Source organism: Klebsiella michiganensis (assembly GCF_015139575.1).
In the GTDB taxonomy this organism is placed as follows: Bacteria; Pseudomonadota; Gammaproteobacteria; order Enterobacterales; family Enterobacteriaceae; genus Klebsiella; species Klebsiella michiganensis.
In genome coordinates this window covers 4,601,439-4,625,376 of the sequence record NZ_AP022547.1, presented here as the reverse complement: position 1 = coordinate 4,625,376, position 23,938 = coordinate 4,601,439, and the positions used below count along the sequence as shown (strand labels likewise).

Genomic DNA, 23,938 nt, shown 5'->3' with positions numbered 1-23,938 from the left:
CTGAACCCGAAGGAAGAGTATGAACATTATTGAAGCTAACGTTGCTACCCCGGACGCTCGCGTCGCCATCACCATCGCGCGTTTCAACAACTTTATCAACGACAGCCTGCTGGATGGCGCGATTGACGCCCTGAAGCGTATTGGCCAGGTCAAAGATGAAAACATTACCGTGGTTTGGGTTCCAGGCGCGTATGAGCTGCCGCTGGCGGCTGATGCACTGGCGAAAACCGGTAAGTATGACGCAGTGATCGCGCTGGGTACCGTTATCCGTGGCGGCACCGCGCACTTTGAATATGTGGCTGGCGGTGCAAGCAATGGCCTGGCGCACGTCGCTCAGGACAGCGGAATCCCGGTAGCCTTCGGTGTTCTGACCACAGAAAGTATTGAACAAGCCATCGAACGCGCTGGCACCAAAGCCGGTAACAAAGGCGCTGAAGCCGCGTTGACCGCGCTGGAAATGATTAACGTATTGAAAGCCATCAAGGCCTGATTTTTGTAAGGGGAATTCCGTGAAACCTGCTGCTCGTCGCCGCGCCCGTGAGTGTGCTGTCCAGGCGCTTTACTCCTGGCAGTTGTCCAAAAACGACATCGCTGATGTCGAATACCAGTTCCTGGCGGAACAGGATGTGAAAGATGTAGACGTTCTGTATTTCCGCGAACTGCTGTCCGGAGTGGCGACTAACAGCGCGTATCTCGACGGCCTGATGAAGCCGTATCTTTCTCGTCTGCTGGACGAGCTGGGTCAGGTGGAAAAAGCGGTGCTGCGTATCGCACTGTTTGAGCTGTCAAAGCGTAGCGATGTACCGTACAAAGTTGCGATTAACGAAGCCATCGAACTGGCGAAAACCTTTGGCGCTGAAGATAGCCATAAGTTTGTCAACGGCGTGCTGGACAAAGCTGCCCCGGTAATTCGTCCCAACAAAAAGTAAATTCCAGGGCCGGTTTTTGCAGAGTCTCACTTCTGCAAACCGGCCTTATTCTTTTCTTTTTCTGAGGCATAACGTATGGCATGCGGCGAATTTTCCCTGATTGCCCGTTATTTTGATCGCGTAAAAAGCGCACGTCTTGATGTTGAAACCGGCATTGGCGACGACTGCGCGCTCCTGAACATCCCCGAGAAAAAAACGCTGGCAATCAGCACCGACACCCTGGTGGCGGGAAACCATTTTTTACCCGATATCGACCCTGCCGACCTCGCCTATAAAGCGCTGGCGGTCAACCTGAGCGACCTGGCGGCTATGGGCGCTGAACCGGCGTGGCTAACCCTGGCCCTGACCCTGCCGGAAGCGGACGAAGCCTGGCTTGAGGCCTTTAGCGACAGCCTGTTCGTGCAGCTTAATTATTACGATATGCAGCTCATTGGCGGCGATACCACGCGCGGACCGCTGTCGATGACGCTGGGTATTCACGGCTATGTGCCGACGGGACGCGCTTTGAAGCGCTCCGGGGCAAAGCATGGCGACTGGATTTACGTCACCGGCACGCCGGGAGACAGCGCAGCGGGTCTGGCGATTTTGCAGGATCGGCTGCAGGTTGAAGATGACGCCGACGCGGATTATCTCCTGGCGCGCCATCTGCGTCCGCTGCCGCGGGTTCTGCAGGGGCAGGCGCTGCGCGATTTGGCGAACGCCGCCATCGATCTCTCCGACGGCCTGATTTCTGACCTGGGGCATATTCTCAAGGCCAGCGGCTGCGGCGCGCGCGTCGATCTTGATGCGATGCCGTTCTCGGATGCGATGCTGCGCCAGGTTGAGCCTGAGCAGGCGCTGCGCTGGGCGCTCTCCGGCGGTGAAGATTACGAGCTGTGCTTTACCGTACCTGAACTCAATCGCGGGGCGCTGGACGTGGCCCTTGCCAACCTCGGCGCGCGTTTTACCTGCATTGGGCAGATCCTGCCGGAATCGGAAGGTCTGCAGTTCACACGCGAAGGTAAGCCCGTCACGTTCGATTTTAAGGGATACGATCATTTTGGCGCGTAGTAGAGATGTGGCGAAAAGCCGCCTGAAGATGAGCAACCCCTGGCATCTGCTGGCAACGGGATTTGGCAGCGGCCTTAGCCCCGTGGTTCCCGGCACTATGGGATCGCTGGCGTCGATCCCCTTCTGGTATTTGCTGACCTTACTCCCCTGGCAGCTCTATTCGCTGGCGGTGATGATGAGCATCTGCATTGGCGTCTATATTTGCCACCGTACGGCGAAAGATATGGGTACCCACGATCATGGCAGCATTGTCTGGGATGAGTTTGTCGGGATGTGGATCACCCTGATGGCTCTACCGACGATGGACTGGCAGTGGGTCGCCGCTGGATTTGTGATTTTCCGCCTCTTTGATATGTGGAAGCCGTGGCCCATCCGCTGGTTCGACCGCAATATCCACGGCGGGATGGGGATCATGGTGGACGATATTGTCGCCGGGGTGATTTCCGCCGGGGTGCTGTACGTGATTGGCCACCACTGGCCGATTGGTCTTTTCTAAACCCGGTCCGGCGCGGCTGGCCTGGCGCCTCTGGGAAATCGAGCTGGCAGGCTTTTCCCGGAGGCGGTGGTGAACTCGTCGTCAGCAGATGCTGGTGAACCTGTAGCCCGGCTAAGCGCAGCGCGAGCCGGGAATCGGCAGGGAACCGCGCGTTACTTGAACCCCACAATCGGGTGCGGTTTATACGGCGTCTCCAGCTTTTCAATCTGATCCGGCGTCAGCGTTAAATCGACCGCATGCAGCAGCTCATCCAGCTGCTCCTGCCTTGAGGCGCCGATAATCGGCGCGGCCACGCCCGGCTTGCTCAATAGCCAGGCCAGCGCCACCTGCGCGCGGTTGGCGTCAAGCTCTTCCGCGACTGCGGCCAGGTTTGTCGCAATCAGTTCATCATTCTCATCAGTGGCATTGTAGAGCGCCTTACCGACTTCATCGGATACCAGACGGGCGGTGGTTTCCCCCCACTGACGGGTCAGGCGACCGCGCGCCAGCGGACTCCACGGCATCACCGCGACGCCTTCACGGCTGCAAAGCGGCAGCATTTCGTTTTCTTCTTCACGATAAATCAGATTGTAGTGATCCTGCATGGTGACGAAGCGGGCCCAGTTATTCTGCCGCTGTAGCGCTAACGCCTGGGCAAACTGGCGGGCATGCATTGACGATGCGCCGATATAGCGGGCTTTACCCGCCTTGACGACGTCGTTTAGCGCTTCGAGAGTTTCTTCAATGGGCGTGGTGTAATCCCAGCGATGAATTTGCAGCAGATCGACATACTCCATGCCGAGGCGGCGCAGGCTGTCGTCAATGGAGCGCAGGATCTGCGCGCGCGACAGTCCCTGCGGCAGATCGCCCACCTGATGGTAAACCTTGGTGGCGACGATCACGGAATCGCGACGGGCATACTCACGCAGCGCGCGCCCGAGGATCTCTTCGCTGCTGCCGTCAGAGTAGTTATTCGAGGTGTCGAAGAAGTTAATGCCGCCCTCGAGGGCGTATTTTATCAGCGGGCGGCTGCTCTCTTCCGGTAAGGTCCATGCATGGTTACCGCGGTCCGGTTCGCCAAAGGTCATACAGCCGAGGCAGAGTCGGGAAACGCGGAGATCGGTATCGCCAAGAGGGATATAGTGCATAGTGCGCTCCTGCTACGGGTAAAGGGTATCCTTTAAGCATAGCAGGAGCGGTGGCGGCAATTATGCCAGCCAGGCGTGGATTTTGGCTTCTATTCCGGCGGCGTCCAGGCCGAGGTCGGCGTGCGCTTCTTCCTGGGTTCCCTGCGGGATAAAGAAATCAGGCAGGCCGAGATTGAGCACAGGAATCGCGCGGCGGCGGGACATCAGCAGCTCATTCACGCCGCTGCCCGCACCGCCCATAATGGCATTCTCTTCCAGGGTGACCAGCACTTCGTGTTCTGCGGCCAGCTGTAGCACCAGCGCTTCATCCAGCGGTTTGGCAAAGCGCATATCCACCAGGGTGGCGTTAAGCTTTTCCGCGACTTTTGCCGCCTGCGGCAGCAGCGTGCCGAAGTTCAGAATCGCGATTTTTTCACCTTCGCGTTTCACTACGCCTTTACCGATAGGCAGCGAGGCTAGCGGTTCAAAGGCCGCGCCGGTACCGGAGCCGCGCGGATAGCGCACCGTGCTCGGGCCGTCGTTGTAGTGATAACCGGTATACAGCATCTGGCGGCACTCGTTCTCATCGCTGGGGGTCATGATGACCATGTCAGGAATGCAGCGCAGGAAGGAGATATCAAACGCGCCCTGATGGGTTTGCCCATCGGCGCCGACGATACCCGCACGGTCGATAGCGAACAGCACCGGCAGCTTCTGGATGGCGACATCGTGAATCACCTGATCGTAGGCGCGCTGCAGGAAGGTGGAGTAGATCGCCACCACCGGCTTATAGCCGCCGATCGCCAGGCCGGCGGCAAAGGTCACCGCGTGCTGCTCGGCAATGGCCACGTCGAAATACTGGTCGGGGTATTTTTTCGAGAACTCGACCATCCCGGAACCTTCGCGCATCGCTGGCGTGACGGCCATCAGCTTGTCATCTTTCGCGGCGGTTTCGCACAGCCAGTCGCCAAAGATTTTCGAGTAAGAGGGCAGGCCGCCGCTGCTTTTCGGCAGCACGCCGCTGGTGTGATCGAATTTTGGCACCGCGTGGAAGGTGATCGGGTCTTTTTCGGCGGGCTCATAGCCGCGGCCTTTTTTGGTCATAATATGCAGGAACTGCGGCCCTTTCAGGTCGCGCATATTCTTCAGCGTATTTACCAGACCGATAACATCATGACCGTCCACCGGCCCAATGTAGTTAAAGCCCAGCTCTTCAAACAGGGTCCCCGGAACCACCATCCCTTTGATATGTTCCTCGGTGCGTTTGAGCAGCTCTTTAATCGGCGGCACGCCAGAGAAGACCTTTTTGCCGCCTTCGCGCAGCGTGGAGTAGAGTTTGCCGGAGAGCAGCTGCGCCAGATGATTGTTTAGCGCACCGACGTTCTCGGAGATCGACATTTCGTTGTCGTTGAGCACCACCAGCAGATCGGGTTTGATATCGCCAGCGTGGTTCATCGCTTCAAACGCCATCCCGGCGGTTATCGCCCCGTCGCCGATTACGCAAACCGCGCGGCGCTGCTTATCCTCTTTGGCTGCGGCGATAGCTATGCCGATTCCGGCAGAGATGGAGGTCGACGAGTGGCCGACGCTCAGGACGTCATACTCGCTTTCTCCGCGCCACGGGAAGGGGTGCAGCCCGCCTTTCTGGCGGATGGTGCCGATCCGATCGCGGCGTCCGGTCAGAATTTTATGCGGGTAAGCCTGGTGGCCGACGTCCCAGATTAGGCGATCGAAAGGCGTGTTGTAGACGTAGTGCAGCGCCACGGTTAGTTCTACCGTACCGAGCCCGGAGGCAAAGTGTCCGCTGGAGCGGCTGACGCTGTCCAGCAGATAACGCCGCAGTTCGTCGCACAGTTTCGGCAGGCTATCTTTCGGCAACAAACGCAACTCCTGGGTGGAATCCACCAGCGCCAGGGTCGGGTATTTGGCAATATCAAAACTCATCAGAGACTCATTTATTGTTTATTTATCACGCTGAATTATGTAATTCGCGAGCGCTTCCAGTGCCGTGGTATCCAGAGATTGCGCGGCCAGCTCAGTTAACGACCGGCGGGCGTCGGTAATCAGGTCAAAGGCCTTTTTCCGGGCTTGCTCGAGTCCCAAAAGGGCGGGGTAGGTACTTTTGCCCAGCTGCTGGTCGGCTCCCTGACGTTTGCCAAGCGTGGCAGTATCCCCTACCACGTCGAGAATGTCATCCTGGACCTGGAAGGCGAGACCGATGTTCTCGGCGTATCGATCGAGAGCGGGTAGCGCCCTGCGTCCGGCTTCACCTGCGCTCAGCGCGCCCATTCGTACCGCGGCGCGAATCAACGCGCCGGTCTTATGGCGGTGAATTCGCTCCAGCGACGTCAGATCAACCTGATGGCCTTCCGCTTCCAGATCCAGCGCCTGACCGCCGCACATACCCGCGATGCCGCTGGCCTGGGCCAGCTCAGAAATCATCGCCAGGCGATCGCGATCCGGCACTTCCGGCATCGGCGCATCACTCAGTATAGAAAACGCCAGCGTTTGTAGGGCGTCTCCGGCAAGAATTGCGTTCGCTTCGCCGAATTTTATATGGCAGGTCGGCTGGCCGCGGCGTAAATCGTCATCGTCCATCGCCGGGAGATCATCGTGCATCAGCGAATAGGCATGGATGCATTCGACGGCGGCGGCAGGGGCATCCAGCGTAGCGCGGCTAACGCCAAACATATCGCCGGTCGCGTAAACCAGGAACGGGCGCAGGCGTTTGCCGCCTAATAGTGCGCCATACTGCATGGCTTCGACCAGCGGAGTGTTCTGAAAGGGCTGCGGAGCGATAAAACGGCGCAGCGCTTCGTTAGCCTGCTCGACGCACGCCTGTAGCTGTTGCGGGAAGTCCATTTATTCAGCGTCCGGCGTAAAAGGGGTAAGCGGCGCGTCTTCGCTATCCGCCAGCAGAATTTGTACGCGCTGTTCGGCCTGCTGCAGCTTTGCCTGCCCCTGGCGCGCCAGCTGGATCCCGCGCTCGAATTCGCCGAGCGCTTCTTCTAACGGCAGCGAGCCGCTTTCCAGACGATTAACAATTTGCTCCAGCTCGCCCAGGGCGGTTTCAAAGCTGGCCGGGGCCTCATTTTTCTTTGGCATAGTGAATATAGACTCTTGTAATGTCTCGATGGCTATCAATATGGTAACGAAGTCGCGCGGTTAATCAAATAACGCGCAATGCCAGGTGAAAAGCGTCCAATAGTGGTATACTCCGCGCCCTGGATGCAGACGCCAGTCGCGCCTGTACAACTTTTTATGCTTAAAGCCCCGTCGGGCTAGCCAACGACGGGCTTGCCAACGAATAGTGTCGCCATGAAGTTTATCATTAAATTGTTCCCGGAAATCACCATCAAAAGCCAATCTGTGCGATTGCGCTTCATTAAAATTTTAACCGGGAACATTCGTAACGTTCTCAAAAACTATGATGAGACGCTTGCCGTCGTTCGTCACTGGGATCATATCGAGGTCCGGGCGAAGGATGAAAACCAGCGTCCGGCTATTCGCGATGCCCTGACCCGTATCCCCGGTATCCACCATATTCTGGAAGTCGAAGACGTTCCTTATACCTCTCTGCACGATATTTTCGAGCAGACGCTGCCGCTGTGGCGTGACGCGCTGGAAGGTAAAACGTTCTGCGTGCGCGTTAAGCGTCGCGGTAAGCATGAGTTTACCTCAATCGAAGTGGAGCGCTACGTCGGCGGCGGTTTGAACCAGCATATTGAAACGGCGCGAGTGAAGCTGACCGACCCTGATGTGACGGTTAACCTCGAGATCGAAAACGATCGCCTGCTGCTGGTTAAAGGGCGCTACGAAGGTATCGGCGGTTTCCCGATCGGCACCCAGGAAGACGTGCTGTCGCTCATTTCCGGCGGTTTCGACTCCGGCGTTTCCAGCTATATGCTGATGCGCCGCGGCTGCCGCGTGCATTACTGCTTCTTTAACCTCGGCGGCGCGGCCCATGAAATCGGCGTGCGTCAGGTCGCGCACTATCTGTGGAACCGCTTCGGCAGCTCACACCGCGTGCGCTTCGTGGCGATTAACTTCGAGCCGGTGGTGGGTGAGATCCTTGAGAAAGTCGACGACGGTCAGATGGGCGTGGTGCTCAAGCGCATGATGGTGCGCGCGGCGTCAAAAGTCGCCGAGCGCTACGGCGTCCAGGCGCTGGTCACCGGCGAGGCGTTAGGCCAGGTTTCCAGCCAGACGCTGACCAACCTGCGCCTGATCGACAACGTCTCGGATACGCTGATTCTGCGTCCGCTGATTTCGCACGATAAAGAGCACATTATTGACCTCGCGCGTGAAATCGGCACTGAAGATTTTGCCCGCACCATGCCGGAATACTGCGGCGTTATCTCGAAGAGCCCCACCGTGAAAGCGGTGAAGGCGAAGATCGAGGCGGAAGAAGAGCACTTCGATTTCAGCATCCTCGAGAAAGTGGTGGCGGAAGCGAGCAACATTGATATCCGCGATATCGCTCAGCAGACCGAGCAGGATGTAGTGGAAGTGGAAACCGTCAGCGGTTTTGGCCCTGACGACGCGATCCTCGATATCCGCTCTATCGACGAGCAGGACGATAAGCCGCTGAAGGTGGAAGGCGTGGACGTGGTTTCTCTGCCGTTCTATAAGCTGAGCACCAAATTTGGCGATCTCGACCAGAGTAAAACCTGGCTGCTGTGGTGCGAGCGTGGGGTGATGAGCCGCCTGCAGGCGCTGTATCTGCGCGAGCAGGGCTTTGAAAACGTGAAGGTATATCGCCCCTAGTTCTTCAGGAGCAAGGCGTAATCATGAAAACGGCAACCCTGGGTTGCCGTTTTGCGTTTATTCGTAGTAGTTATAAATTCCTGCCGCCATCACCAGCTGTGAAGCGACTTCGTGCGCTTTTTCGCGTCCAACCAGCAGGTCGATCATCTTCAAGGCGAAATCAATTGAGGTTCCCGGCCCCTGGCTGGTGAGCAGCTTAACGCGAGCGTCCCAGACGACGCGCTTATCCTGCCACTGCTCGGCGGGAATGCGTTCTTTCAGCGCCGGAAAGCCGGTCATATTGCCGATGGGGAAAAGGTTGTGCGGCACCAGCACGGTCGGCGCCGCGGCGCAAATCGCCGCAACGATGCGCCCGGAAAGATGGAATTGACGTACTGTTTCAACCAGCAGCGGGCTGTCGCGAAAGCACTCCGCACCCTTAATGCCGCCGGGCAGAACAAGGATATCGAAATCGCCATCGGCCACTTCGACCAGCGGCGCATCGGCCAGTAGCTTAACGCCGCGCGAGCAGACAATGGTCAGGCTGCCATCGCTGGCAACGCTGGCGGTCGTGACCTTTACTCCTCCGCGAACGAGTAAATCAATGGTGGTGACCGCTTCGGTCTCTTCGCTACCAGGGGCGAGGCAAATCAGTGCCGACGCGCTCATATTCATTCTCCTTACGCTTTACCAGTTCAAACAGGCGGGTATTCTCAGGTACGGCGATACCGTGGGCTCGGGCGCGTTTTAACAGATAACCGGTGATATAGTCGATTTCCGTATGGCGCTGGGCGAGAATATCCTGCAGCATGGAGGAGGTATTTTCTGCCGTACTTTCAATAACCTGATGTACATAGAATAACAGGTTTTCCGGCGAGGTATGCATCCCCTCGCGATCCATCACCGCCGCAACTTCATAACAAATTGCGGCGACCTCCTGCGGGTATTCGCGTAAATCGCCGTTCTGACAGTTTTTTAACGCCGTCAGCGGGTTAATCACACAGTTTACCGCCAGCTTGCTCCAGGTCGCGGGGTAGATATTGTTATGCCAGGCGACGTCGGGCAGCACGCTCTGCAGTACATCGGCGAGATAGCTATAATCCTCAGGGTAGGCTTTCGCTGGGCCAATATGGCTGGTGCCGTTGGCGACGTGGACGATTACGTTGCCGTCGCGGCGGGCCGCCTGCGTTGTCGAAGCCAGAAGCAGCGGCTGTTTGAGGCTCTTAAGCTCGTCAACGGTACCCATACCGTTGTGCATGAGCAGAACAGGTACTGACGACGGCAGGATGGCGCTCAGGTTTTTTACCGCGTTAGAGACCTGCCAGGCTTTGAGGGTGACCAGCAGCAGGTCGCTGCTGGCGAGAAAATCAGGATCGTTAGCGGTAAACGATTCATTAAACACGCTGCCGTCGGTTTCAATCACATTGACGCTACAGAATGGCTGTGGGACGCGTAACCAGCCCTGGACTTCATGTCCGTGTTTGTACAGCGCAGTTAGCCATAACTGTCCCAGTGCACCGCATCCGAGTACGGTTACTTTCATTATTCCTCCTCACCTGTGAGTGCTGCATCAGGTGCTCATGGCTAAAGTATAGCGTTATCAGTTATCCTTTCGGGATAACAAGTTGAGTTATGTCGCGTTGCGGGTATTATGCAACGCAAAAGAAACTGAAGGAGAGGAAAAGATGCCATCTTTCGATATTGTCTCTGAAGTCGATCTTCAGGAAGTTCGAAACGCCGTAGAGAACGCGACCCGCGAAGTTGAATCGCGTTTTGATTTCCGTAACGTCGAAGCGAGCTTTGAGCTGAACGAAAAAAACGAGACCATCAAGGTCCTCAGCGAGTCTGATTTCCAGATTAACCAGCTGTTGGATATTCTGCGCGCCAAGCTGCTGAAACGCGGAATTGAGGGCAGTTCTATCGAAGTGCCGGACGAGTTCGTGCACAGCGGTAAAACCTGGTTTGTCGATGCGAAGCTGAAGCAGGGCATTGAGAGCGCGACGCAGAAAAAAATCGTCAAGCTGATTAAAGACAGCAAGCTGAAAGTACAGGCGCAGATCCAGGGCGAAGAGATTCGCGTTACCGGTAAATCTCGCGACGACCTGCAGGCGGTTATGGCGCTGGTGCGCGGCGGTGATTTAGGCCAGCCGTTCCAGTTCAAAAACTTCCGCGATTAAAAGAGTCCCGTCTGTCGGCCGGGCACGGCGTTAGCCGCCGCCCGGCAGGACACAAAGCTCCGCTCAGAACCGTTTTTGCCTGCCTGAACAAAGGTGCTCGTTTTTATATCCCTTTGATTGCCTGCTCAATTTCAAAGCGGTTAGTGATCTTGCTGTCGATTTTGATATACACCGAACGCTCTTCGCTAATCACCAGCACCTCTTTGACGCCCTCTTTAGCCCGTAAGCGCGCTTCGAGCATTTTGTCCGCGGCGATATCCTCCGGGATCTCGACCCGCAGGCTGCTAACGTACGGCGGCTCGCTCATGGTGCTGGCCACCAGCAGCCACAGCATCGCCAGCAGGGCGCCGAGCAGGAAGACGGTTTGCGAATCAAAAAAGCCATCCACCCAGCCGCCGAGCGCTCCGCCGATGGCCACGCCAAGGAACTGGCTGGTGGAGTAAATGCCCATCGCGGTGCCTTTATATCCGGCCGGTGATTCTTTACTGATTAACGACGGCAGCAGCGCTTCCAGCAGGTTAAACGCGAGGAAAAATAGCTGAACGCCGGCGACCAGCTCCCAGAAATAGCCTCCGGCACCCCAGAGTACGATTTCAGCAATCAGCAGGATGGCGACGCACAGCAGAAAGACGCGCTTCATTTTGCGCTTCACTTCGGCGTAGATAATAAACGGCACCACCGCGACAAATGAGACCAGCATGGTGACCAGATAGATTTTCCAGTGCTCGGCGGCGGGGAAACCGGCGGCCTCAAGCTGGCCCGGCAGAGCGACAAACGTGGACATCAGCATGATATGCAGGCACATAATGCCGAAATTGAGCTTCAGGAGTTTTGGCTCAGCAAGAACTTTGCTGAAGCAGCCTTTCACCATACCGGACTCGCGGTTCAGCACGTGATTCTGGCTGTTCGGCACCACCCATAGCGTCAGCAGGATGCCGAGCGTCGCCAGAACAGCAATCATCCAGAACAGGGCGTGCAGGCCGAGCTGGTGGGTAACGACAGGCCCGAGAACCATGGCGATAGCAAAGGTGACGCCAAAGCTGACGCCGATAAACGCCATGGCTTTAGTGCGGTTTTGCTCGCGGGTTAAATCGGAAAGCAGCGCCATGACCGCGGCGGCAATCGCCCCGGAGCCCTGCAGCGCGCGGCCAAGAATAATGCCCCAGATAGAGTCAGAAAGCGCGGCGATAACGCTGCCGACAACGAAGATTAACAGGCCGCCGACGATCAGCGGCTTACGGCCAATGCGGTCAGAAAGCAGCCCGAAAGGTATCTGGAATAGCGCCTGGGCCAGCCCGTAAATACCAATTGCCAGTCCGATAAGGGCTTCGCTTGCGCCCTGTAACGCCATGCCGTAAGTGGTCAGAACCGGCAGGACCATAAACATGCCGAGCATGCGCAAAGAGAATACGGTCCCCAAACCCCAGGTCGCACGCAGTTCGCCTGGCGTCATTTTATTATCGTTCATTACCACCTCAATATAAAAACTGCGCATAGTGTAGTGGGGGGAAACAGAAGCGTAAATAAATGTTTGTTTAACAGATATTACGACTGTGTTGCATGATGAGGTGAGTACGGTAGAAAGAAAAAACCAGTGGAGGGGCCTCCACTGGTGTTCAGCGGTTATTGGCAGTTAAAGTCAACCCACTGGCCGCCTGCGTCGGCGGATTTGACGCACTGCTCAACCCAGTAAACGCCGTGAAGACCGGCTTCGACGTCCGGATACCAGAAGGTCTCCAGGAACGCCTGGTCCCCGCGATCCATCGCGTCAATGGCGATAGCGTAGCGGCGATAGAGGTTGGCCCACGCCTCGAACAGCCCTTCAGGGTGACCGCCGCCAATGCGGTCGTCCGCCAGCGCCTGCTGGCTGAGATAGGGCATCCCGCGCTCGAGGACGCGAGCCGGTTCGCCCTGTACCTCATAGCTGAGCTGATTTGGACGCTCATCCCACCATTCGATGCTGGCTTTTTCGCCAATGACGCGGACTTTTTGCGAGTGCATCGCGCCGCTGTTGACCGCGCTGGTCCACAGTGAGCCAACGGCGCCGTTGTTATATTCCATCAGCACAAAGGCGTTATCTTCCAGCGGCGCGCGAGATTTGACGAAGCTTTGACGCGCGCACATCAGGCGGGTGATGTTCAGGTTAGGCACCATCGTCTCGGCAATAAATAGCGGATGGGTCGCCAGATCCCCCAGCACATAGCTAGGGCCGGCATATTTGGGCGTTACCCGCCAGCGGGTGGATTCAGCCTGTAGCTCAACGGCTTCATTATGAAAACCGTGGGCGAACTGCATATTAATAATGCGGATCTCGCCGAGCATCCCTTCCGCTATCATCTGCCGCGCCTGCTGGATCATCTGGTGCCCGGCATAGCCGTACGTGACGCCGATAATTTTATTCTGCTTTTTGCTTAGCGCCAGCAGCTCGCGCGCTTCGTCGGCGGTAAAGCACAGCGGTTTTTCGCAAATAACGTGCAGCCCGGCTTCAAGCGCCGCTTTAGTGATAGCGAAGTGAGTATTGTTCGGCGTCGTTACCGATACGGCTTCAATGCCGTCAGGACGTTTGGCCTCCTCCGCGAACAGCGTTTGGTAATCGGCGTAGCAGCGTTCAGGAGCGATGCCGAGCTGCTCGCCGAATTGACGACCGCGCTCGGCATCGATATCAAGCGCGCCGGCGAGCAGAGTAAAGACGTTGTCGCGAAGCGCCGCACAGCGGTGGCTGTAGCCAATCTGGCTGGTGCCGCCGCCGCCGACCATGCCCCAGCGCAGGGAGCGGGATAAGGGTTTCATGCCGTTTAACATGATGGTGCACTCCTCAATGATAGAGATCCTACGGATTTCAGATGTTCTTCTGTGTACCCGCGCTCGCCGAGCGCGGGCCTGGTTCTAAGGTTTTACATCTCGCCACGGGCTTCGCGTTCTTTCAGGTCATGCATGATCTGCGGGTATTGCTTATCCAGGCGATAAAACAGCAGGGTGATAATGACCACGATCCACAGGAAGAAAGAGCCGTAGAGATAAACGTGGTTAATCATGTCGATAGCGCTTTGCGGCTGAACGCCGGAGCCGCTGCTGGAGCTGACGTAACCCGCCATGCTCAGCAGGCCGGAGATAACCGCGGCGGCAATACCTGCGCCGAGTTTCGTCCCAACGGAACCGGCGGAGAAGATCATCCCTTCCTGTCTGACGCGCGTTTTCCACTGGCCGAATTCGACGGCATCGCCGCAGAATCCGAACAGCACGGCGTTCAGCGGGGCGAAGCCAATACCGCGAATAATCGCGTTTGCCAGCGCCCAGTGGTAATCATCAGAGTTAAACATAAACAGCACCTGGCCGATGGTCGCCAGCACGATGCCGCAGAGGGCAACGTTGCGTTTACCGTATTTGCGGATGGGCACGGAGCTCAGGAAGGTGAAAATAATAATGCAGGCGGTTTCGGCAACGAAAATGGAGCTATAGAAGGTATCGTCACCGAGCACGTAGCGGCAGTAGTAAGGCAGCGCGATCCCTACCACGGTGTAGTACACGCTTTGCGCGGTCCACAGGATGGCGCTGGCCCAGAAGTACTGGTTACGAAAAAGCGCGGAAAGCTGGGTTTTTACCGGTACGTTTCCCTGTTTCTCTCGCGCTTTGATGACCACCTTCTCTTCGCATTTATAAAAGCAAAACAGCAGCAACAGCAGCGCCAGAAAAGCCCAAATAGACATGGTTTTGATCCACGCCGCCTGATCGTCGCCAAAGTACTTCACCAGCGGCAAAGTGCAGGCAACGGCGAGAATACGACCAAAAGGCGACATCGACATTCGGGTGATGCTGAGCATATCCCTTTCCCAGGAGGCGCGGGTCATCATCGCAGAGAGGCTGCCGTAGGGGAGGTTGATGGCGGTATAGCACACGGTGGTGCAGAAATTATAGGCGACCAGCAGATAGAGAAACTGCAGCGTGCCGGTGGTCTGCGGGACGGTGAACAGTAAAATTGCCGATACGGCGTAGGGCACGCTCATCCACAGCAGCCAGGGGCGTGATTTACCCCAGCGAGAGTTCGTGCGTTCCACCATCAGGCCCATGATGACATCGGAAACGCCGTCAAACAGACGTGAGATCAGCATCACCAGGCCAACGGTGGCGATGCTGATGCCGACATAGTCGGTATAAAACAGGGTTAAAACCGTGCCGATCATGCCGAACACGACGTTACAGGCGGTATCGCCGCCGCCGTAAGCGATTCGGGTAGCCCAGCTTAGCTTATCGCCGCGTGCTGCCGCGGGAGAGAGAAGAATCTGCTGTTCACTCATGGTCAATTCCTTTGTCTGGAAGGACAAGTCAGGACCTCTGCGCCAGTTCCACCGGCACGACCTTATCCTGAATATCAGCCAGAACATAAGGAAATATTTATTTCATTTCAATGTTTGTTTGGAATTTAATTTCTGTATATGCGAGGCGGATCGAAAAACCGTAAAAATTGAGCCGTAATTTTTCTGGCTACAGCTATCAAGCCATTCTGATTGATAAGGTTATTAAGTGTTTTTCTGAACGATGTTTTATTTTTTTCATGTATGTATTTAATGATTTTGCGCTGTGGTTTTGTGAAGTGAATCGATACTGCATGGCATTTTTCTTTTTCATTATTCATTTAAATGAAATTAATTTTTCTTTTTTGGGCAGGCGTGTTTTTGAAACACGCCTGCCTTAGCGTCAACGTTTAAAATGTACTTCTGACGGGCGCGATTGACGCGGTGGCCCTTGCCGACGGGCCAGCCGCGAAAATACCTTTGGCCGCCAGCCCGGCGACGGTTATCGCGGCGGGAATGCCAAGGATCAGGAAAACGCTTTCGAAGCTGATATTCAGCGCCAGCATCTCCGCCCCGGCAAAGGCGCTCAGGATCGCGCCCATGCGGCCAACGCCGTGCATCCAGCTGGAGCCGGTAGCCCGTGCTTCGGTAGGATAGTAGCGGGCGGAGAGCGCGTTCATGCCGGTATTGGCGCCGTTTAAGCAGGCTCCGCTGATAAACGCCAGCAGGCAGATGAGCGCAAAGCTTGCCGCGGCATAGCCCATCGCCATCGTAAACAGGCCGCCAACCGCGTAAATCAGCCCGAGCGCCCGATGTGGGTTGATCCGGTCCATTAGCCAGCCCGCAAACAGCGAGCCAAGGGTTCCCCCAGCCTGGTACATTGCGGTCATTACCGCCGCCTGGCCGACCGTTAAGCCCACCTCTTTTACCAGCGTCGGTAGCCAGCTGCCGAGGAGGTAAACCAAAAAAAGCCCCATAAAGTAAACCAGCCAGAGCATCATCGAACCGAAGCGATACTGGCGGGAGAGAACGATGCGCATGGCATTTGCCTGGACGGGCTGGGCCGGGAGGCTGAACTCGGCCTCATCGGGGATTTGTCCCGGATAGAGGCGTTGCATAATCCGCCGAATACGTTCGGCAGGCGCGCGCTTAACGACCAGAAAACGCACCGATTCCGGTAACAGCCAGATCAGGACCGGAGCGAACAGCAGCGGGAGGATCCCGCCAAGCAGCATCAGCGAGTGCCAGCCAAACTGCGGGATTAGCCAGGATGCGGAGAAACCGCCCGCCGCCGCGCCAAAGGTGAAGCCGCAAAAAATAATCGTAATCAGGAACGAGCGCTGGCGCTCCGGCGCATACTCTGACACCAGGGTGCCGATATTCGGCATGGCGGCGCCTAATCCCAGCCCGGTCAGGAAGCGGAAAACCATCATCTGCTCAATATTTTGTGAAAGGGCGGTGGCGATGGTCCAGAAGCCGAAGAAGAAGACGCTATTAATGATAATTTTTTTCCGTCCCAGCCAGTCGGCGAGCGGCCCGGAGAAAATGGCCCCCAGCGCCAGGCCTATCAGCGCGGCGCTGATGACAAAACCGAGTTGGTGATTGCTTACTCCCCATTCCTGCTTCAGCGTCGGGGCGATAAATCCCATGATGGCGATATCAAAGCCGTCCAGCGCGATAACGCAGAAGCCTAAAAACACCACCAGCTTCTGAAAGCGGCTTAGCGGATTGGCGTTGATTAACTCCCTGACGTCCAGGCGTTGAGTCTGTGTCATGGGACTCTCCTTATGCGCAAGGGCGCAGGTAGGACTGCGCGGCGTTAAACAGCAGCTGAGCGCGAGCGAGCGGCGGCAGCGCACCCCGATCGCCGCTTAGCGGGACCTCGATGGATACCGGCAGCGTGGCCGGAAGCGCCGCCATCAGACCGTGCAGGTCGAGTCCGCCTTCGCCGGGGACCTGGCGCGCGGCGCGGGCCTGGTAAATCAGCTCCTGCTCGTCAGCGGGGGGTTGCGGTGAGGCATCGCAAAGCTGCATATAGTTGAGGCAATTTTGCGGTAGCGCCGCGATCGTGGACAGGGATTCGCCGGCCCGCCAGAAGTGAATAGCGTCAATCAAAATACCGATATCGCTGCGGCCGCTGGCGGTGATGAGCGCCCGGGCTTCGGCAATGGTGCGCAGGTGGGTCCAGGGCATGGGCTCCAGGTTCATGGTTAATCCATGCTCCTGGCCGGCTTCGGCAAGCCGGGCGAGATTTCCCGCGCTGCGCGCGCGGTTATCATCGTTTCCTGCCACTAAAACCTGCTTTGCGCCAAGGCGCGCGGCGGTAGTAAGAAAAAGCTGCAAACGAGCGTCCACTGAAAAATCGGGCGTCAGGCGGACGATCTCAACGTCCGAAACGCGAACGCCGGTTTCCATCAGCGCCGCCAGGGTATCGCGTACGGCGGCGGTGTCGCCGAGCATGTCGTAATCCGGATCTGACGGGGTTGCGGGAAGCAGGCGCAGACCAACGTGGGTGAATCCGGTCTGGGCCGCAATGCGTACCTGTTCCGGCGGCGGAACGTCGAGGAGGGTAAGCGCGGCGAGTGAGAGGGTTCGCATGTTCATAAAGGACTCCAGTACAGTTGCAGGTGATTGTTGTTATGCGTATTGCCGTCCCTGGTGGAATGCTTTTACTGCGTTGTTTTATTGAGATTTTCTGCCAGGTTTTTTCCGACCAGATAGCCAAAAGTCATGGCCGGACCCAGCGTGATACCGCCGCTGGGATAGAATCCCCGCATCACGCTCGACATATCGTTGCCGATGGCGAAAAGCCCCTGGATCGGCTGCCGCTGCGCGTTGAGAACACGGGCATTTTCATCGGTGATTAGTCCACTGAAGGAACCCAGCGAGCCGGGCAATATACGTACCGCATAAAAAGGCCCATGGCTGAGTTTCCCGAGCGTGGGGTGGGGCGAGCGGCTGGCGTCACCCTGCGCGCGGTTATAGGCCGAGGCGCCGCGCTGAAAATCCTTATCCTCTCCCTGGTCTACAAAGCCGTTAAACCGGGCGATCGTTTCCGTTAGCTGCTGCGGATTGATGGCGCATGTTTTCGCCAGCGCTTCCGGCGTCTCACCGACGTACAGATAGCCGGTCCGTCGCCAGGCCTCGGGGGTAAACGGGAAGGGGCGAGCATGGCCCAATCCGTAGCGCCGCAGCGCACGGCCGTCGGCAATTAGCCACGCCTGCGGCGTTTCGCCCGACGGCGTCGCGTCCAGCAGCGCGGCAATAAAATCATGATAAGAGTCGGCTTCATTGGTGAAGCGTTTACCGTTAGGCAACACGGCAATAAAGCCGGGCTTAGCGCGCTCAACCAGATGCGGGAACGGCAACTGCAGTCCGCTGGCGAGGGTAACGCGCGACACCGGCGCCCAGGCCATGGCGTGCCTGAGTGAGGTATCAAACTGGCCGCCGACCGCTTCGCCGAGCCGAATGCCATCCCCCTGATTGCCCGGGGGCGCGGCGGAGAAGTGGCCGTAGCCGCTGGCGGCGTGCGGCACATTTTCGGCCAGACGCTGCCTGTCGTGAGGAAAGCCTCCGCAGGCGAGGATCACCGCGCCGGCGCGAACCTCCAGCGCGCCGCCGTCGCTGCGTAATATCGCGCCTGCAACGCCGTTGTTGTCGGCAAGCAGACGTTCTACCGGCGCGTTAAGCTGAAAATTAACCCCCGCATCCAGCGCCGAACGCAGCAGGCGGGCGACCAGCGCGTTGCCGTTAACCAGATGCTGTCCGCGACCGGCGCGCAGCCGCTGCCAGCCGTGACGCAGCAGGCGGCGGGTCGCATACAGCGCCGAGCCCGGTGAGCGGGTCGCGTTGAAAAAGTGCGCCATGTCCGTGCCGCCGGCAATGCCCATACCCGCAAGGCTGATGGTCTCCAGCGGAGGCCGCAGGCGATGCAGCCAGTCGCCCAGCAGCCGTCCGTCAAAAGGCTGCGCCGTGACCGAGCGGCCGCCCAGCGCAGCGCCCGGTGAAGCGTGAAAATCGGGCATTTTGCTGCCGGAAAGAAACTGCACGGCGGTACGGCGGCGGAAAAAGTCGATCATCTCCGGTCCGTACTGTAAGAAGGCAAGCAGACGCGCATCGGCAGGCTCACCGTCCATTTCATGGCGTAAATAAGCGAGCGGCGCGCCCGGCTCTTCTTCAATCCCTTCTTCACGAGCCAGCGGGTTACGCGGGATCCACAGCCAGCCGCCGGACCAGGCGCTGGTGCCGCCAATGACCGACTCTTTCTCCGCAACCAGTACGCTGGCGCCGCCGAGCGCGGCGGTGACGGCGGCAGAGAGCCCCGCCGCGCCGGAGCCGACGACCAGAACATCCACGTTCATCTGCCCGCTCATGACCCTCTCCTTATTGCAGTGGTGAAAAATCAGTGGGGCGCAGAAGCACCGACTCCAGACGCTCGACGGCGGCCAGCTCGCGGTTTTTGCGCGAGAACGTCAGCCAGCGTTCGTCCTGCGCCATGCGCGCCCGACGCGCCAGGCGATCGTCCAGACTTTCATAGGCCCAGATATGCACCACCTGATTGACCACGCCAATTTCGGTAAAAAAGAAGCCGATGAGCTTACCGAGGTGCTCGGTTTGCACGGCGTAAGCATCGCTTTTGTACAGCGCCAGCCAGTCGGCCATTTTCAGCGGATTGATGGTGTAGGTGCGTTTTTCATAGATCATGATTTTCTCCTGTTTATAGTGCGTGTTGTTGCGCCATATGGCTGGCTGAGAGATAGCCGAAGGTGAGCGCCGGGCCGAGCGTAATACCTGGGCCGGGGTAGGTTCCGGCCATCATCGAATCCATATCATTACCCACGGCATAGAGGCCTTTAATCGGTTCACCGTGCTGGTTAATGACCTGAGCATCGGCGGTAGTGACCAGGCCGCGCGAGGTACCGAGATCGCCGGTATAGAGGGTGACGGCATAAAACGGCGCGCGGGTCAGCGGAGCGTTACAGGCGTTTGGCCGGTGGCCGGGGTCGCCCATCGCGCGGTTATAGCTGTTGCCGCCTTTGGTGAACGCCGGGTCGAGGCCCTGAGCGGCGTCGCGGTTGTAGCGAGCCACCGTGTCAGCGAGCGTCTGCGGATCCAGGCCGAGCCGCTGCGCCAGTTCAGGCAGCGTATCGGCCTTATGCAGATAGCCCGCTTTCACCAGCGCGTCATTATTGACCGGGGCAGGGCGCGCCAGGCCGAGGCCGTAGCGCTTCATGGCCAGGGCGTCGCAAATCAGAAAGCAGGGCGCATTTTCTGCCCGGCTTTGCATGGCGCTGGCGAAGTGGTGATAAGAGTTAGATTCGTTCACGAAGCGCACCGCGCGCTGGTTGACGGCAATCACTCCAGGTTTGGCGCGATCGGTGACCAGATGAGGGAAGCGCTCTTGCGTGCCGTCGGGATGCTGTAAAACCGAGACCGGCGCCCAGAAAAAGTTAGACGGCAGGTCAGCCCCTTCCCGGGCATTGACCGCGGCGGCAAGGCGCAGCGCGGCGCCGTCGTTGGCGGCGGGGGACATGGTGTAGTGCTCGCGGGTCTGGGGGCGATAGCGTTCAGCCAGCCTGCCTGCGGCAAAACCACCCGCCGCCAGTACCACCCCGCAGCGGGCTTCAAGGGCCTGCTTTTGTCCCTCGTGCTCAATTTCTACGCCGGTCACCTCGCCATTGCGTTCGCTCAGCGAAAGCACGTTGACGTTGAGCCTGAGCTGCATACCTTTGCGAAAGGCGAGCGTCGCCATGCGGGCGATCAGCGCGTTGCCCATCGCCAGGCGGGTACCGCGAGGGTACCGCAGGCGATCGCGACCGAAGCGCAGCAACAGTCTGCCGCAGTGCGCGAACGAGCGCGGGGAGCGGCGCATATCGAGAAAGTGCTGGATATCAACCCGGTTAACCATCATCCCGCCAAACAGCAGCATTCCCGGTGGGGGAGAGCGGAGGTCGCGAAAATGCGCACCCAGTTCCCGTCCGTCAAACTCCACCACCTCGAGCGCCCGCCCGACATCGACGGCGCCGGGCTCATCCGGGTAATAATCCGGAGAGAGCGGGCGCAGGCTATATTTCACCGCGCCCTCTTTTTCAAGAAACGCCAGCGCCTCGCGCCCTGAAGCGATAAAGGCATCCACCAGATCCTGACGATAATGAGGCTCACCGATAATCGTCCGCAGATAGGTTTCGATGGCCTGCGGGCTGCCGCCCACGGCCATTTTCCGCGCCTGATCGCTATCGTGGATCCACACCGCGCCGCCGGAAATGGCGGAGGTGCCGCCAAACTGCGGGGCTTTTTCCAGCATCAGCACCGACAGTCCCTTACAGCTGGCGGTCACCGCCGCGGCAAAACCTGCGGCGCCGCTGCCGATAACGATGACATCCCAGCTTTTCATGCCGCCGCTCCTTGTTCCTGCGCGATGGCGCCGATGAATTGCCCCATCAGTTTCATCTGCGCCAGCGCCATCTCCGGCCCGGTCTGGATCGCGCAGCCGCGATCCCGGGCGAAGGCGAGGAGCGGGGTGATGATCGGGGCGGTCACCACGTCGGCGACATGCGTGGATAGCGGAAGGGTTTCCAGCAGCGTCTGCGGCAGCGGCAACGGCTCGAAACCGGCCATTCCCGCCGGGGAACCATTCACCAGCAAATCCAGGCCGGCAAGCGTAGCGGGCAGGTCGACGAGATGAACGTGCGGAAAATGGGTGGCCAGCCGGTTATGCAGCAGCTGAAGGGTGGCGGGATTCTGATCATAAAGGGCCAGCTGGCGGATACCCGCTTCGCAAAGCCCCCACGCGATAGCGCTGCCCACACCGCCGCAGCCGGAGAGCAGCCCCTTTTTACCGGCGGCGCTAAAGCCGTGCGCCTCTGCGGCAAGCTGAAAACCGACGCCGTCTAGCATATCGCCCTGTAAACGGCCATCGGCCAGCTTACGGATGACGTTAATGGCATTGAGGTGCTGAGCTCGCGGGGTTAACTCGTCGACCAGGGCGGCGGCCCGCTGTTTGTGCGGAACGGTGACCAGGACGCCGCTCATGTTGTGCCAGCCGCGCAGGGCCTGCAGAAAGTCAGCAACGGCTTCGGGGGCGATATCAACCGGGATCATCACGCTGTCCAACTGCTGGTCAGCAAAGAAGCGGTTGAAATTCTCCGGCGACTTAACCTGGGTAATCGGGTGGCCGATGACGGCGACGACCTGAGTGAATCCACTGACCATTTCAAACCTCATTTTGTTAAATGAATGTTGTGAAAGTATTTCAGCGGAAGCTGAGAGCGACAACGCAGAATTCGGCCATACTGGTTGTTAATCGCACTACCACTGCGATAATCGCGCTAAACTGATTGTATTGTTGCGAAAGTGTGAACAAGTATGCAAAACCAGATTCATACCCGCGATCTGATCGTCGGCCTGCAAAAAGGGCTGGCGCTGATCCAGCTATTTTCAAAAGAGTTCCCCCGGCTCACCGTGCCGCAGGCGGCGAAAATGAGCGGCCTGACGCAAAGCGCCGCGCGGCGCTTTTTCCTTACCCTGCTGCACGAGCGCTATCTGCAAACCGACGGACGTCATTACTGGCTAACGCCTAAAGCGTTAAGGTTGGGGCAGGCGTATGTCGATTCGGCGCAGTTCCCACGCATGGTACGACCGATCGTGGAGTACATCGCCAGTCGGACGGAAGAGCACGCTTCGGTCGGCGTGATAGATGATGACGAGCTGGTGTATATCGCCCGCAGTAAACACACGCCGTTTAACTCGACTTCAGTGCGTCTGGGGGAGAGAGTGCCGATTTACTGTACCGCCGGAGGGCGACTATGGCTGGCTTCCTTAGCGGAAACCGAGTGTGAAACCGTTTTGCAGCGGATCCGCCGCGAGCAGCGTACGCCCTATACGGTGACGGACGTGGCGGCGTTAATGGAAAAGATCGCTCAGGTTCGTCGCCAGGGATACGCCGCGATTGAGCAGGAGTTTGAAATTGGCATGCTGGTCCTGGCCGTGCCGCTGTCAGATCGGGAAGGGCTCTACTGGGGAGCGCTGAGTTTAACCAGCCATCAGTCAAGAACCTCGATTGAGGCACTATGCCGCGATCATCTGGATTTGCTCTATAGCGCTCAGGCGATGCTGGTGGGTTAAAACCAAAGGCGCAGACGATTCACTCATCCTCGTGCCGAGAGAGCTTACGGTAGGCAAAAAAAAGGGCAGGAAGAATCCTGCCCTGAGAATGACGAACCGATATTAGGCGGTGACGCTGTTAGTGAAAGTGTTCCACTCGCCCGACAGGTCGTGCACAGAATTGCTCCAGTTTTCGTTGCTTGAGGCAACGAAATCCTGCCACGTAGATGTGCCGCTCAGGTAATCACCGAACGCAATGGTATCGTTAACGATGGCATTGGCGATGGTAGCACCTGCGGAGGTAATAAAATCGCTCAGATGGCTTGCTGTATTATTAATAATGCTGGAAATGCTGTTAGCAATGCTGCCGAACACATTAAAACCACCAGAAATAGATTCCATTTCGCCAATAGTTAATTCTTTCATTGGTATTCCTTGTTAAGTTTGATTAATTTTTATTAGTGGGTCTCTTACCCACGGAAGAAATACTAACACTCTTAAATTATGTTAATCCAGAGTATTAATATGTGAAATATTCAATTTCATACAAATTTAATAAAATGAAGTTTTCTTCAGAGATAACGGCGTAAGCCATGAGTATGAATTTTTTATTCGGCACATCTGGCTTTAATGTGAAATTGCATGAGGGCCTTATAAAGAAAAACGCGCTGAAAGTGGTTGCAGGCGGAAATAAGACGGACAGCTTTTTTTTCATTGAAAACTTTACTATTGTTCAATAGAGATGCTATATGAACCGGAGAGAAAAATATTCATGGCAAAAGACCGCCTGTTCGTGCGGAGGAGGGGAGGGCAAGAGAACATCACCCTGGCACCATACCTCACGTTAATATGTTAATTTTCGATTTCACATTCGCCCACCGGGAATGAAGGAAGCGCAGCCCGCTGAATGAACGAGAGCCTGTCTATGGTTTGCTAACCCGAATGACGTCAGCGTTCGACGAAACAAAAATTTCGCGATATATCTCTTATACTATTTTGCGCACAATAAATTTATTTACCGTATATATGCAGCTAAACC

Annotated in this window: 23 protein-coding genes; 7 read left to right on the top strand and 16 right to left on the bottom strand. The window is 57.4% G+C overall.

Going from position 1 to position 23,938, the window contains the following annotated elements; translation table 11 throughout:
* Nucleotides 1-19 precede the first annotated feature (19 nt).
* The 4 genes from ribH (at nucleotide 20) to pgpA (ending at nucleotide 2,475) form a co-directional block, all read left to right on the top strand.
* Complete coding sequence (gene ribH / locus JLG71_RS21740; RefSeq protein ID WP_004129690.1) at nucleotides 20-490, top strand: 6,7-dimethyl-8-ribityllumazine synthase; 471 nt, start codon at nucleotides 20-22, stop codon at nucleotides 488-490.
* A gap of 19 nt (nucleotides 491-509) precedes the next feature.
* A complete protein-coding gene (nusB, locus tag JLG71_RS21735) occupies nucleotides 510-929 on the top strand; it encodes a transcription antitermination factor NusB (RefSeq protein WP_004099457.1) in 420 nt (139 codons plus the stop codon).
* A gap of 75 nt (nucleotides 930-1,004) precedes the next feature.
* A complete protein-coding gene (thiL, locus tag JLG71_RS21730; RefSeq protein WP_014228164.1) occupies nucleotides 1,005-1,979 on the top strand; it encodes a thiamine-phosphate kinase in 975 nt (324 codons plus the stop codon).
* The gene (gene pgpA / locus JLG71_RS21725; RefSeq protein WP_004133926.1) at nucleotides 1,969-2,475 is read left to right on the top strand and encodes a phosphatidylglycerophosphatase A; all 507 of its coding nucleotides are present in this window, start codon (nucleotides 1,969-1,971) and stop codon (nucleotides 2,473-2,475) included. The genes thiL and pgpA overlap by 11 nt, the downstream gene beginning before the upstream one ends.
* Nucleotides 2,476-2,627: 152 nt before the next feature.
* Here pgpA and JLG71_RS21720 read toward each other — a convergent pair whose 3' ends face one another.
* From JLG71_RS21720 to xseB, 4 genes are read right to left on the bottom strand one after another with little or no spacing between them, the layout of a single operon-like run.
* Entirely contained in the window at nucleotides 2,628-3,602 is a 975-nt protein-coding gene (locus JLG71_RS21720; RefSeq protein WP_200913810.1) for an aldo/keto reductase, read from the bottom strand.
* Between the two features lie 60 nt (nucleotides 3,603-3,662).
* Nucleotides 3,663-5,525: a 1-deoxy-D-xylulose-5-phosphate synthase gene (gene dxs, locus JLG71_RS21715; protein ID WP_200913809.1), complete on the bottom strand. Its 1,863-nt coding sequence runs from the start codon at nucleotides 5,523-5,525 to the stop codon at nucleotides 3,663-3,665.
* An 18-nt stretch (nucleotides 5,526-5,543) separates the two neighbouring features.
* Nucleotides 5,544-6,443, bottom strand: a complete 900-nt coding sequence (gene ispA, locus JLG71_RS21710; RefSeq protein ID WP_004848218.1) for a (2E,6E)-farnesyl diphosphate synthase — start codon at nucleotides 6,441-6,443, stop codon at nucleotides 5,544-5,546.
* Nucleotides 6,444-6,686: an exodeoxyribonuclease VII small subunit gene (xseB, locus tag JLG71_RS21705; RefSeq protein WP_004099468.1), complete on the bottom strand. Its 243-nt coding sequence runs from the start codon at nucleotides 6,684-6,686 to the stop codon at nucleotides 6,444-6,446.
* A 213-nt stretch (nucleotides 6,687-6,899) separates the two neighbouring features.
* On the opposite strand from xseB, the gene thiI reads away from it, so the two are divergent.
* Nucleotides 6,900-8,348 carry a tRNA uracil 4-sulfurtransferase ThiI gene (gene thiI, locus JLG71_RS21700; RefSeq protein ID WP_014228166.1) on the top strand — a complete coding sequence of 483 codons (1,449 nt, stop codon included), beginning with the start codon at nucleotides 6,900-6,902 and terminating at the stop codon, nucleotides 8,346-8,348.
* Nucleotides 8,349-8,405: 57 nt separating this feature from the next.
* Here thiI and yajL read toward each other — a convergent pair whose 3' ends face one another.
* Nucleotides 8,406-8,996: a protein deglycase YajL gene (gene yajL, locus JLG71_RS21695; RefSeq protein WP_004848222.1), complete on the bottom strand. Its 591-nt coding sequence runs from the start codon at nucleotides 8,994-8,996 to the stop codon at nucleotides 8,406-8,408.
* Complete coding sequence (panE, locus tag JLG71_RS21690; protein WP_004848223.1) at nucleotides 8,959-9,870, bottom strand: 2-dehydropantoate 2-reductase; 912 nt, start codon at nucleotides 9,868-9,870, stop codon at nucleotides 8,959-8,961. The genes yajL and panE overlap by 38 nt, the downstream gene beginning before the upstream one ends.
* A 142-nt stretch (nucleotides 9,871-10,012) precedes the next feature.
* Between panE and JLG71_RS21685 the strand changes: the two genes are divergently transcribed.
* The gene (locus JLG71_RS21685) at nucleotides 10,013-10,504 is read left to right on the top strand and encodes a YajQ family cyclic di-GMP-binding protein (RefSeq protein ID WP_004129715.1); all 492 of its coding nucleotides are present in this window, start codon (nucleotides 10,013-10,015) and stop codon (nucleotides 10,502-10,504) included.
* Nucleotides 10,505-10,607: 103 nt separating this feature from the next.
* Here the strand turns inward: JLG71_RS21685 and JLG71_RS21680 are convergent, their stop codons facing one another.
* From JLG71_RS21680 to JLG71_RS21640, 9 genes are all read right to left on the bottom strand, one after another.
* Nucleotides 10,608-11,972 carry an MFS transporter gene (locus JLG71_RS21680; protein ID WP_004848226.1) on the bottom strand — a complete coding sequence of 455 codons (1,365 nt, stop codon included), beginning with the start codon at nucleotides 11,970-11,972 and terminating at the stop codon, nucleotides 10,608-10,610.
* A gap of 155 nt (nucleotides 11,973-12,127) precedes the next feature.
* A complete protein-coding gene (locus tag JLG71_RS21675; RefSeq protein WP_047724313.1) occupies nucleotides 12,128-13,306 on the bottom strand; it encodes a Gfo/Idh/MocA family protein in 1,179 nt (392 codons plus the stop codon).
* Between the two features lie 92 nt (nucleotides 13,307-13,398).
* Nucleotides 13,399-14,799, bottom strand: a complete 1,401-nt coding sequence (locus tag JLG71_RS21670; RefSeq protein ID WP_004129763.1) for an MFS transporter — start codon at nucleotides 14,797-14,799, stop codon at nucleotides 13,399-13,401.
* Nucleotides 14,800-15,206: 407 nt separating this feature from the next.
* Nucleotides 15,207-16,571, bottom strand: coding sequence for an MFS transporter (locus JLG71_RS21665; RefSeq protein ID WP_025107175.1), 1,365 nt, complete (start codon nucleotides 16,569-16,571; stop codon nucleotides 15,207-15,209).
* A gap of 10 nt (nucleotides 16,572-16,581) precedes the next feature.
* Entirely contained in the window at nucleotides 16,582-17,400 is an 819-nt protein-coding gene (locus tag JLG71_RS21660) for a sugar phosphate isomerase/epimerase family protein (RefSeq protein WP_025107174.1), read from the bottom strand.
* Between the two features lie 65 nt (nucleotides 17,401-17,465).
* A complete protein-coding gene (locus JLG71_RS21655; RefSeq protein WP_064357983.1) occupies nucleotides 17,466-19,169 on the bottom strand; it encodes an FAD-dependent oxidoreductase in 1,704 nt (567 codons plus the stop codon).
* A 10-nt stretch (nucleotides 19,170-19,179) separates the two neighbouring features.
* Nucleotides 19,180-19,500 carry an NIPSNAP family protein gene (locus tag JLG71_RS21650; RefSeq protein ID WP_004133454.1) on the bottom strand — a complete coding sequence of 107 codons (321 nt, stop codon included), beginning with the start codon at nucleotides 19,498-19,500 and terminating at the stop codon, nucleotides 19,180-19,182.
* Between the two features lie 13 nt (nucleotides 19,501-19,513).
* Nucleotides 19,514-21,190, bottom strand: a complete 1,677-nt coding sequence (locus JLG71_RS21645) for an FAD-dependent oxidoreductase (protein WP_049083430.1) — start codon at nucleotides 21,188-21,190, stop codon at nucleotides 19,514-19,516.
* Nucleotides 21,187-22,008, bottom strand: coding sequence for a shikimate dehydrogenase family protein (locus JLG71_RS21640; RefSeq protein ID WP_032748247.1), 822 nt, complete (start codon nucleotides 22,006-22,008; stop codon nucleotides 21,187-21,189). Before JLG71_RS21640 ends, JLG71_RS21645 begins: the two co-directional genes overlap by 4 nt.
* Before the next feature lie 153 nt (nucleotides 22,009-22,161).
* Between JLG71_RS21640 and JLG71_RS21635 the strand changes: the two genes are divergently transcribed.
* Nucleotides 22,162-22,920 carry an IclR family transcriptional regulator domain-containing protein gene (locus tag JLG71_RS21635; protein ID WP_032748248.1) on the top strand — a complete coding sequence of 253 codons (759 nt, stop codon included), beginning with the start codon at nucleotides 22,162-22,164 and terminating at the stop codon, nucleotides 22,918-22,920.
* A 102-nt stretch (nucleotides 22,921-23,022) separates the two neighbouring features.
* On the opposite strand, the gene JLG71_RS21630 is transcribed toward JLG71_RS21635, so the two are convergent.
* Nucleotides 23,023-23,325: a hypothetical protein gene (locus JLG71_RS21630; RefSeq protein WP_025107169.1), complete on the bottom strand. Its 303-nt coding sequence runs from the start codon at nucleotides 23,323-23,325 to the stop codon at nucleotides 23,023-23,025.
* Nucleotides 23,326-23,938: the final 613 nt, after the last annotated feature.

What these genes read in the sequence shown, in the direction of transcription:
- ribH (WP_004129690.1), top strand. Translation starts at nt 20, where the DNA reads ATGAACATTATTGAAGCTAACGTTGCTACCCCGGACGCTCGCGTCGCC.
- thiL (WP_014228164.1), top strand. Translation starts at nt 1,005, where the DNA reads ATGGCATGCGGCGAATTTTCCCTGATTGCCCGTTATTTTGATCGCGTA.
- JLG71_RS21720 (WP_200913810.1), bottom strand. Translation starts at nt 3,602, where the DNA reads ATGCACTATATCCCTCTTGGCGATACCGATCTCCGCGTTTCCCGACTC.
- dxs (WP_200913809.1), bottom strand. Translation starts at nt 5,525, where the DNA reads ATGAGTTTTGATATTGCCAAATACCCGACCCTGGCGCTGGTGGATTCC.
- ispA (WP_004848218.1), bottom strand. Translation starts at nt 6,443, where the DNA reads ATGGACTTCCCGCAACAGCTACAGGCGTGCGTCGAGCAGGCTAACGAA.
- xseB (WP_004099468.1), bottom strand. Translation starts at nt 6,686, where the DNA reads ATGCCAAAGAAAAATGAGGCCCCGGCCAGCTTTGAAACCGCCCTGGGC.
- thiI (WP_014228166.1), top strand. Translation starts at nt 6,900, where the DNA reads ATGAAGTTTATCATTAAATTGTTCCCGGAAATCACCATCAAAAGCCAA.
- yajL (WP_004848222.1), bottom strand. Translation starts at nt 8,996, where the DNA reads ATGAGCGCGTCGGCACTGATTTGCCTCGCCCCTGGTAGCGAAGAGACC.
- panE (WP_004848223.1), bottom strand. Translation starts at nt 9,870, where the DNA reads ATGAAAGTAACCGTACTCGGATGCGGTGCACTGGGACAGTTATGGCTA.
- JLG71_RS21685 (WP_004129715.1), top strand. Translation starts at nt 10,013, where the DNA reads ATGCCATCTTTCGATATTGTCTCTGAAGTCGATCTTCAGGAAGTTCGA.
- JLG71_RS21680 (WP_004848226.1), bottom strand. Translation starts at nt 11,972, where the DNA reads ATGAACGATAATAAAATGACGCCAGGCGAACTGCGTGCGACCTGGGGT.
- JLG71_RS21675 (WP_047724313.1), bottom strand. Translation starts at nt 13,306, where the DNA reads ATGTTAAACGGCATGAAACCCTTATCCCGCTCCCTGCGCTGGGGCATG.
- JLG71_RS21670 (WP_004129763.1), bottom strand. Translation starts at nt 14,799, where the DNA reads ATGAGTGAACAGCAGATTCTTCTCTCTCCCGCGGCAGCACGCGGCGAT.
- JLG71_RS21665 (WP_025107175.1), bottom strand. Translation starts at nt 16,571, where the DNA reads ATGACACAGACTCAACGCCTGGACGTCAGGGAGTTAATCAACGCCAAT.
- JLG71_RS21660 (WP_025107174.1), bottom strand. Translation starts at nt 17,400, where the DNA reads ATGAACATGCGAACCCTCTCACTCGCCGCGCTTACCCTCCTCGACGTT.
- JLG71_RS21655 (WP_064357983.1), bottom strand. Translation starts at nt 19,169, where the DNA reads ATGAGCGGGCAGATGAACGTGGATGTTCTGGTCGTCGGCTCCGGCGCG.
- JLG71_RS21650 (WP_004133454.1), bottom strand. Translation starts at nt 19,500, where the DNA reads ATGATCTATGAAAAACGCACCTACACCATCAATCCGCTGAAAATGGCC.
- JLG71_RS21645 (WP_049083430.1), bottom strand. Translation starts at nt 21,190, where the DNA reads ATGAAAAGCTGGGATGTCATCGTTATCGGCAGCGGCGCCGCAGGTTTT.
- JLG71_RS21640 (WP_032748247.1), bottom strand. Translation starts at nt 22,008, where the DNA reads ATGGTCAGTGGATTCACTCAGGTCGTCGCCGTCATCGGCCACCCGATT.
- JLG71_RS21635 (WP_032748248.1), top strand. Translation starts at nt 22,162, where the DNA reads ATGCAAAACCAGATTCATACCCGCGATCTGATCGTCGGCCTGCAAAAA.
- JLG71_RS21630 (WP_025107169.1), bottom strand. Translation starts at nt 23,325, where the DNA reads ATGAAAGAATTAACTATTGGCGAAATGGAATCTATTTCTGGTGGTTTT.